The following is an 8,049-nucleotide window of genomic DNA, read 5'->3' on the forward strand; positions in this document are numbered from 1 at the left end:
GGCGTTTATGCAACCTTTGCTGCAATTGAAAGGGATTGATAAAGCCTTTCCCGGCGTTAAAGCGCTTTCTGGCGCTGCACTCAGTGTTTACCCCGGACGGGTTATGGCGCTGGTGGGTGAAAACGGCGCAGGGAAATCGACGATGATGAAAGTGCTGACGGGCATTTATACCAAAGATGCCGGTAGTCAGCATTTTCTCGGTCAGGAAGTGGTATTTAATGGTCCCAAGGCCTCGCAGGAAGCGGGAATTGGGATTATTCATCAGGAACTTAACCTGATTCCACAGCTGACCATTGCCGAGAATATCTTTCTTGGTCGTGAATTCGTTAACCGCTTTGGTGGCATCGATTGGAAAAAGATGTACGCCGAAGCGGATCGCCTGTTATCTCGCCTGAACATTCGTTATAGCAGCCATCGTTTGGTCGGTGAGCTTTCCATCGGCGATCAGCAAATGGTCGAAATTGCTAAGGTGCTGAGTTTCGAATCCCAAGTCATCATTATGGATGAGCCAACGGATGCGCTGACAGACACGGAAACTGCCTCGCTATTCAACGTAATCAAAGAGTTAAAAGCTGAAGGGCGCGGCATTGTCTATATTTCTCACCGTCTGAAAGAGATCTTCGAGATCTGCGACGATGTGACGGTTTTCCGCGACGGCCAGTTTATCGGTGAAAAACCGGTAAGCGAGCTGGAAGAAGATACATTGATTGAAATGATGGTTGGCCGGAAGCTGGAAGAACAATATCCACGCCTGAATTTGCCTTTGGGCGATGTGCGCTTGCAAGTGAAAGAACTTTGCGGTCCAGGAGTGAACGACGTCAGTTTTACGCTGCACGCCGGTGAAATCCTCGGCGTGGCTGGGTTAATGGGTGCAGGGCGTACTGAACTGATGAAAATCATTTACGGTGCGCTGCCGCGTAAATCTGGTTATGTGATGTTGGATGGTCGTGAAGTGGTGGCCCATACGCCGCAGGACGGTTTGGCTAACGGCATCGTTTATATTTCCGAAGATCGTAAGCGTGATGGTTTGGTGTTGGGCATGTCGGTCAAAGAAAATATGTCTCTGACGGCATTACGTTATTTCAGCCGCAGCGGCGGATCGCTGAAACACGGTGAGGAACAGCAGGCCGTGGCTGACTTTATTCGTTTATTCAATATTAAAACGCCATCAATGGAACAACCTATAGGTTTGTTGTCCGGCGGGAATCAACAGAAAGTGGCGATAGCCCGAGGATTAATGACTCGACCTAAAGTCCTGATTCTGGATGAACCTACCCGCGGTGTAGACGTAGGGGCGAAAAAAGAGATCTATCAGTTAATCAACCAGTTTAAGCAAGAAGGGCTCAGCATCATTCTGGTTTCTTCGGAAATGCCAGAGGTCATGGGGATGAGCGACAGAATTCTGGTGATGCATGAAGGTCATTTAAGCGGTGAGTTCTCCATTGAACAGGCCACTCAAGAAGTGTTGATGGCTGCCGCCGTCGGCAAGCGTGATTTATTTATGAGTAGTAGCGCGCAAAGCAGGAGTAATCAGATATGAGTTCCCAGACTATCCAGACCAAACGCTGGTTCAGCAAAGAGTGGCTACTAGAACAAAAATCGCTGATTGCGCTGCTGGTGCTGATTGCCGTGGTGTCGTCCCTCAGCCCGAATTTTTTCACGCTAAATAACCTATTTAATATTCTGCAACAGACCTCGGTGAACGCCATCATGGCGGTAGGGATGACGTTGGTTATCCTGACGTCAGGCATCGATCTTTCCGTGGGTTCCTTACTGGCGCTGACCGGCGCAGTCGCGGCATCAATTGTTGGATTAGAAATGAACGCGCTGGTAGCCGTGGGTGCCGCGTTAGCGGTAGGAGCCTTTGTTGGAGCCTGCACGGGCGTCATCGTGGCAAAAGGCAAGGTGCAGGCCTTTATCGCCACTTTAGTGATGATGCTGCTATTGCGCGGTGTGACCATGGTTTATACCAACGGTAGCCCTGTGAATACCGGATTTACCGATGCTGCTGACGCCTTTGGCTGGTTCGGTATTGGCCGTCCGTTAGGGATACCAACGCCTATTTGGTTGATGGTTATCGTTTTTGTCGGTGCCTGGTACATGCTGCACCATACCCGTTTAGGCCGTTATATTTATGCGCTGGGCGGCAACGAGTCTGCCACTCGCTTGTCCGGTATCAGCGTTGATAAAGTTAAGATTATTGTTTACTCCCTGTGTGGTTTATTAGCTGCACTGGCTGGCATTATCGAAGTTGCGCGTCTATCTTCAGCCCAGCCAACTGCCGGTACCGGCTATGAACTGGATGCAATTGCTGCTGTGGTATTGGGCGGTACAAGTCTGGCGGGAGGCAAAGGACGCATTGTTGGGACGCTGATCGGTGCCTTGATTCTCGGCTTCTTGAATAATGGTTTGAATTTATTGGGTGTCTCCTCCTATTACCAAATGATCGTTAAAGCAGTAGTCATCCTGCTAGCGGTATTGGTAGATAACAAAAAGCAGTAGGCGACGTTGCAACAATAGCGCCTGCAAAATTAACGATGCTCTCTCCCTACAGGAACTGCGACCATGAAAATGAAAAAACTGGCTACTTTGATCTCTGTTGTTGCCCTGAGCGCCACGGTTAGTGCTAATGCGCTGGCAAAAGACACGATCGCGCTGGTAGTTTCCACCCTGAATAATCCGTTCTTTGTTTCAATGAAGGATGGTGCGCAAAAAGAAGCGGACAAACTGGGCTATAACCTGGTGGTGCTGGATTCACAGAACAACCCGGCGAAAGAGTTGGCCAACGTACAGGATCTGACGGTTCGTGGCACCAAGCTGTTGCTGATAAACCCAACTGACTCAGACGCAGTAGGTAATGCGATTAAAATGGCAAATCAGGCCAAAATTCCGGTAATCACGCTGGATCGTTTGGCTTCTAAAGGCGATGTCGTTAGCCACGTCGCTTCCGATAACCGCTTTGGCGGTAAAATGGCCGGTGACTTCATTGCCAAAAAACTGGGTAACGATGCCAAAGTGATTCAACTGGAAGGTATCGCCGGTGCTTCCGCTGCTCGTGAACGTGGCGAAGGCTTCAAACAATCGATGGAACAACATAAATTCCAACTGTTAGCCAGCCAACCGGCAGACTTTGACCGTACTAAAGGCCTGAACGTGATGCAGAATTTGCTGACTGCACATCCAGCGGTACAGGCTGTTTTCGCTCAGAACGATGAAATGGCGCTGGGTGCGCTGCGTGCATTGCAAACTGCAGGTAAAACCGATGTATTAGTGGTTGGTTTTGACGGCACAGACGACGGTATTAAAGCGGTTGAAGGCGGTAAGCTAGGCGCAACTATCGCTCAACGTCCTGACCAAATCGGCGCTATCGGGGTTCAAACTGCGGATAAAGTGCTGAAAGGCGAAAAAGTACAGGCCATTATCCCGGTTGATTTGAAGTTAGTGACCAAACAATAAAAGCAGAGAATTTAGGTATCACGCCGCCGCAATGTTAGCGGTGGCGTTATCTACAAAGGAATAGATGCGATGGAAACAGGTAAGCTAGTGGTTCTTGGCAGTATCAATGCTGACCATATTCTGAATATTGAGCAATTTCCACGTCCGGGTGAAACGGTGATCGGGAAGCAGTATAACGTTGCTTTCGGTGGGAAAGGTGCCAATCAGGCGGTTGCCGCCGGCCGCAGCGGAGCGGATATCGCATTTATTGCCTGTGTGGGTGAGGACGATATTGGTGAACGCGTTCGTCAACAGTTAGCTAAAGACAATATCGATACCACGCCGGTGGAAGCGATCGCAGGCGAAACTACCGGTGTGGCACTGATTTTCGTCAATGGAGAAGGTGAGAATGTTATCGGTATTAATGCCGGCGCTAATTCTGCCGTGACTCCTGAATACCTTCAACGTTATCAGCAACAAGTTATTGATGCGCAGGCATTATTGATGCAGCTGGAATCTCCGCTGGAAACTGTGATAGCCGCGGCGAAACTGGCGAGAGAAAGCCAGACGCAGGTGATTCTAAATCCAGCACCGGCGCGCGAGCTACCGGATGAATTATTACAGCTAGTGGATATGATTACACCGAATGAAACCGAGGCCGAGCGCCTGACCGGTATTCATATCGAAAATGAGGAAGACGCCAATCTGGCGGCTCAGGCATTACATCATAAAGGTATTATGACGGTGATTATCACCTTGGGTAGCCGCGGTGTATGGCTTAGCCAGCAAGGTCAGGGCAAACTGATGCCGGGCTTTAAGGTGAATGCGGTCGATACTATTGCTGCCGGTGATACTTTTAACGGCGCACTGCTTACAGCGTTATTGGACGGTCAGGAAATGGCATCGGCGGTACGCTTTGCCCATGCAGCAGCTGCGATTGCCGTGACTCGCCCTGGCGCACAACCCTCCATTCCATGGCGGGCCGAAATTGATGCCTTCTTGCAAAACCAGAGGTAATTTTGGCTACCATGAAAGATGTCGCTCGTTTGGCGGGCGTTTCTACCTCGACGGTTTCCCACGTCATCAATAAAGACCGTTTTGTCAGTGAAGCGGTACGCGACAAAGTCGTTGCCGCTATTAAGTAACTCAATTATGCCCCTTCGGCTTTGGCGCGTAGCCTCAAGCTTAATCAAACTCGCACGATTGGCATGTTGGTTACGGCCAGCAGCAACCCGTTTTATGCCGAGGTGGTTCGCGGTGTGGAGCGCAGTTGCTATGAGCGCGGCTACAGCCTAATTTTGTGTAATACCGAAGGCGATATCGATCGGATGAGCCGTAGCATGGAAACCTTGCTGCAAAAGCGTGTTGATGGCTTGTTATTAATGTGTACCGAAAATCATCGCCCGTCGCAGGATGTTCTCCGCTGTTACCCCTCTTTACCTATTGTCATGATGGATTGGGCTCCTTTTGAAGGTGTGAACGACACTATTCAGGATAATTCGCTGTTAGGTGGGGAAATGGCCACGGATTTCCTGATCGCCAGAGGCTATAAACGCATTGCTTGTATCGCCGGACCACAGGATAAGACTCCGGCCAGAGAACGCCTAGAAGGTTACCGTCAGGCGATGAAGCGCGCTGGCTTGCCGATCTTAGCTGGATATGAAATTGCCAGTGATTTTGAGTTTGCGGGTGGTTTGGCGTCAATGAAGCAGTTATTGGCTTTGCCAGAAGCGCCGGAAGCGGTATTTACTGGTAATGATGCGATGGCTGTTGGGGTTTATCAGGCGTTACATCAGGTTGGATTATCCATTCCGCAGGATATGGCGGTTATTGGTTACGATGATATCGAGATCGCCCGTTATATGACGCCACCGCTTACGACTATTCATCAGCCGAAAGATGATTTGGGTGAATTGGCCATCGATACATTGATTCATCGTCTGAATAACCCATTGGCAGAACCGCAGATTCTCACGCTCACACCTGAGCTGGTGGAGCGTGGTTCTGTTGCTCAGCGCTAGACTTTGCTTTTCCGCGCGCTGCGGCCTTTAATCAGATTGTCGCCATCTTTGGGTTTGAGTAGCAAGAATACAAGGGATGAAACCAATGTCACTGCGCCCATGGTAATAAAGGTGTAGTGGAAATGGTCTATATGATTGCCAAACGGTAATTCCTCGTAGAAACGCAGTACGGCGGCGCTGATAGCGACGCCAAAGCTGATGGAAAGTTGCTGAGTGACGGCCAGTACGCTATTACCGGAGCTGGCGTTGTTATCGGTCAGGTCTGCCAGCGTAATGGTATTCATGGCCGTAAATTGGGTAGACATTGCCATTCCCAAAATGAATAGTGGCACGATCATTAGCCAGACAGACATGCCCGGCGTTTGTAATGAAAACAATCCAATCAGCGCGCCAATAATCAACGTAATGCTCACCAGCACTTTTCTGTAGCCTAACCAGCGCAAAACCTGAGTCACGGTAGATTTTGCCATCATTGAGCCGATAGCCGTCGGCGCCATCATACAACCAGCAATGATGGCCGAGTAGCCAAAGCCAACTTGTAGCATCAATGGCATCAGGAAAGGTACGCAACCAGTTCCCAATCTGGAAGCGATATTACCGGCTATCCCGACGGAGAATGTTCTGGTTTTGAATAGAGGTAATCCGATTAATGGATTTGGATGCCCCTTGGCGTGGAAAATATAACCGACTAACAGCAGCAATCCTCCAAACATCATCGTGGGGGAAAGATAACCCGACACTTCCGCTTTCCCCATCATCTCCAGACTGATAGAAATCATGACCAAACTAAAGCCGAACAGTAGGAAGCCGCTAATATCAAAGGCTCGCTTAGGCATAGTGAAGCTAGGCATGTATTTCAGCGCATAAAAAATGCCTAACAGGCCAATGGGGATATTGATGATGAAAATCCAATGCCAACTGGCGTAAGTGACCAGCAGACCGCCCAGCAAGGGACCCATGATGGGTCCGACTAAACCGGGTATGGTTACGAAATTTAGAACCGGCAGTAATTCACTGCGCGGATAAGCACGTAATAATGCCAGTCGCGCGACGGGCATCATCATAGCGCCGCCAATGCCCTGGATAACCCGCGAGGCGACCAGAAATGAGAGGGAACCTGATAACGCACATAATAAGGAGCCAAAGGTAAACAGCGAGACGGCAATGATAAAGATTCGCCGGGTGCCAAAGCGATCGGCTAACCAGCCGCTGACTGGGATCAGCATAGCGACGGTTAGCGTGTAGCTGATAATGGCAGATTGCATAGTTAACGGCGAGCGGTTGAGGCTTTCGGCGATCGCGGGAAGGGCTGTATTTAATATTGTTGCGTCCAGCGCCTGCATAAAGAAAGCCATGGCGGCAATCCAAGGTAAGCCGGCCATGCTACGAGCAGATTTAATCATTCTATTTCCTGATGGAATTCGTTATCAACAATCCTCTCTTCTATATATAGATAACATGTGATTACACACTCCGTCAGTTTTTGTCTTGTAATAATACCTGACAGGCAACACAGGCACCCTGACTGTCGCCGGTCAGGATGGTATCGACGATAGATTGGTGGTGTTGCAGCTTTATCACTTCATCGCCGGTAATAGCACGGAAATAACTGTGATATACCGAACTGAACAAATTGGCGAATGAAGTCAGGAACGGATTTCCACTGGCTTCGTAAATCAGTTGATGAAATTGGGTATCCACCTGAATCCAGCGTTCACGATCAAATTCACGGTGCAGCGCCTGCATTTCTGCCATCAATATAGCCAATTGCTGTTTTTGTGCAGGATTGGCGTTAACCGCGGCCAAAGCGCAGGCCTGCGGCTCTAACGCGGTTCGTACCAAAATAAAGTGCTGCATTACCTGATCGAAGTTCTCACGGGTCATCCACCAGGTTAGTAACTCCTGATCGAGAAAATTCCAGTTGGACTGCGGCATAATGCGCGTACCAATCCGTGGTCGTGGCAACAACATCCCTTTCGCCGCTAACATTTTCACCGCTTCACGTACCGCAGTGCGGCTTACGCCGAACTGTTCGCCTAGTTCTATCTCTCCAGGTAGTATAGATCCGGCTATATATTCGCCTGCCAGGATACGCTGGCCGATCTTTTCAGCTAATAAATAGGAAAGGTTGCGTTGGGCGGCTTGTTGTTGGGCGTTAAATTGCATGGTGATTTGTCCTGGCTAACTTCTTATCCTTCTATTTTACTCTACTGTTTCACTCTGGTATTGGCTGTTTAACTGAAAAGTAGTAGAAAAGTTATCCAATTCCGCACTTTTTGATGAAAAAAAAGCCGGTTGGAAAATTATTTGAAATTAGGGGTTGCAGCCTGTCAGGAACTCCCTATAATGCGCCTCCACTGACCGGGAACAACGAAACAAACTTCGCCGGGTCAGGAAGTGTTAAGCAGGCGGTAACGCCGGTTCTTAAAACGAAAGTTGAAAAGAAAAGCTTGACACTTCAGCGGGAAAGCGTATTATCTGCCTCCCGCGTTACTGTAAGATTCGCCGCAAGCGAACAGGTAACGAACGCTCTTTAACAATTTATCAGACAATCTGTGTGGGCACTCGCAAGACGATATCAAAGCCTGTTTCG

7 protein-coding genes and 1 pseudogene are annotated in these 8,049 nt (G+C 49.3%); 6 read left to right on the forward strand and 2 right to left on the reverse strand.

Going from position 1 to position 8,049, the window contains the following annotated elements; all coding sequences use genetic code 11:
- Nucleotides 1–7 precede the first annotated feature (7 nt).
- The 5 genes and pseudogenes from rbsA (at nucleotide 8) to rbsR (ending at nucleotide 5,456) form a co-directional block, all read left to right on the forward strand.
- Nucleotides 8–1,540 carry a ribose ABC transporter ATP-binding protein RbsA gene (gene rbsA, locus AD970_RS06245; RefSeq protein ID WP_049597450.1) on the forward strand — a complete coding sequence of 511 codons (1,533 nt, stop codon included), beginning with the start codon at nucleotides 8–10 and terminating at the stop codon, nucleotides 1,538–1,540.
- Nucleotides 1,537–2,502 (forward strand): ribose ABC transporter permease, encoded by a 966-nt coding sequence (gene rbsC, locus AD970_RS06250; RefSeq protein ID WP_049597451.1) that lies wholly within the window; start codon nucleotides 1,537–1,539, stop codon nucleotides 2,500–2,502. Before rbsA ends, rbsC begins: the two co-directional genes overlap by 4 nt.
- Nucleotides 2,503–2,565: 63 nt before the next feature.
- Nucleotides 2,566–3,456 carry a ribose ABC transporter substrate-binding protein RbsB gene (gene rbsB / locus AD970_RS06255; protein WP_049597452.1) on the forward strand — a complete coding sequence of 297 codons (891 nt, stop codon included), beginning with the start codon at nucleotides 2,566–2,568 and terminating at the stop codon, nucleotides 3,454–3,456.
- Nucleotides 3,457–3,525: 69 nt separating this feature from the next.
- Nucleotides 3,526–4,452, forward strand: coding sequence for a ribokinase (rbsK, locus tag AD970_RS06260; protein WP_049597453.1), 927 nt, complete (start codon nucleotides 3,526–3,528; stop codon nucleotides 4,450–4,452).
- 2 nt (nucleotides 4,453–4,454) lie between these two features.
- Nucleotides 4,455–5,456: pseudogene (gene rbsR, locus AD970_RS06265) on the forward strand (ribose operon transcriptional repressor RbsR).
- Here the strand turns inward: rbsR and mdtD are convergent.
- Both mdtD and AD970_RS06275 read right to left on the reverse strand, forming a co-directional pair.
- Nucleotides 5,453–6,859, reverse strand: coding sequence for a multidrug transporter subunit MdtD (gene mdtD / locus AD970_RS06270; protein WP_049597454.1), 1,407 nt, complete (start codon nucleotides 6,857–6,859; stop codon nucleotides 5,453–5,455). The pseudogene rbsR and the gene mdtD sit on opposite strands and share 4 nt — an antisense overlap.
- Before the next feature lie 73 nt (nucleotides 6,860–6,932).
- Entirely contained in the window at nucleotides 6,933–7,622 is a 690-nt protein-coding gene (locus tag AD970_RS06275; RefSeq protein WP_049597455.1) for a FadR/GntR family transcriptional regulator, read from the reverse strand.
- A 113-nt stretch (nucleotides 7,623–7,735) separates the two neighbouring features.
- Here AD970_RS06275 and AD970_RS19565 point away from each other — a divergent pair, with 113 nt between their 5' ends.
- Nucleotides 7,736–7,993 carry a hypothetical protein gene (locus tag AD970_RS19565; protein WP_157045464.1) on the forward strand — a complete coding sequence of 86 codons (258 nt, stop codon included), beginning with the start codon at nucleotides 7,736–7,738 and terminating at the stop codon, nucleotides 7,991–7,993.
- Nucleotides 7,994–8,049 lie beyond the last annotated feature (56 nt).

This window comes from Yersinia nurmii, from assembly GCF_001112925.1.
In the GTDB taxonomy this organism is placed as follows: domain Bacteria; phylum Pseudomonadota; class Gammaproteobacteria; order Enterobacterales; family Enterobacteriaceae; genus Yersinia; species Yersinia nurmii.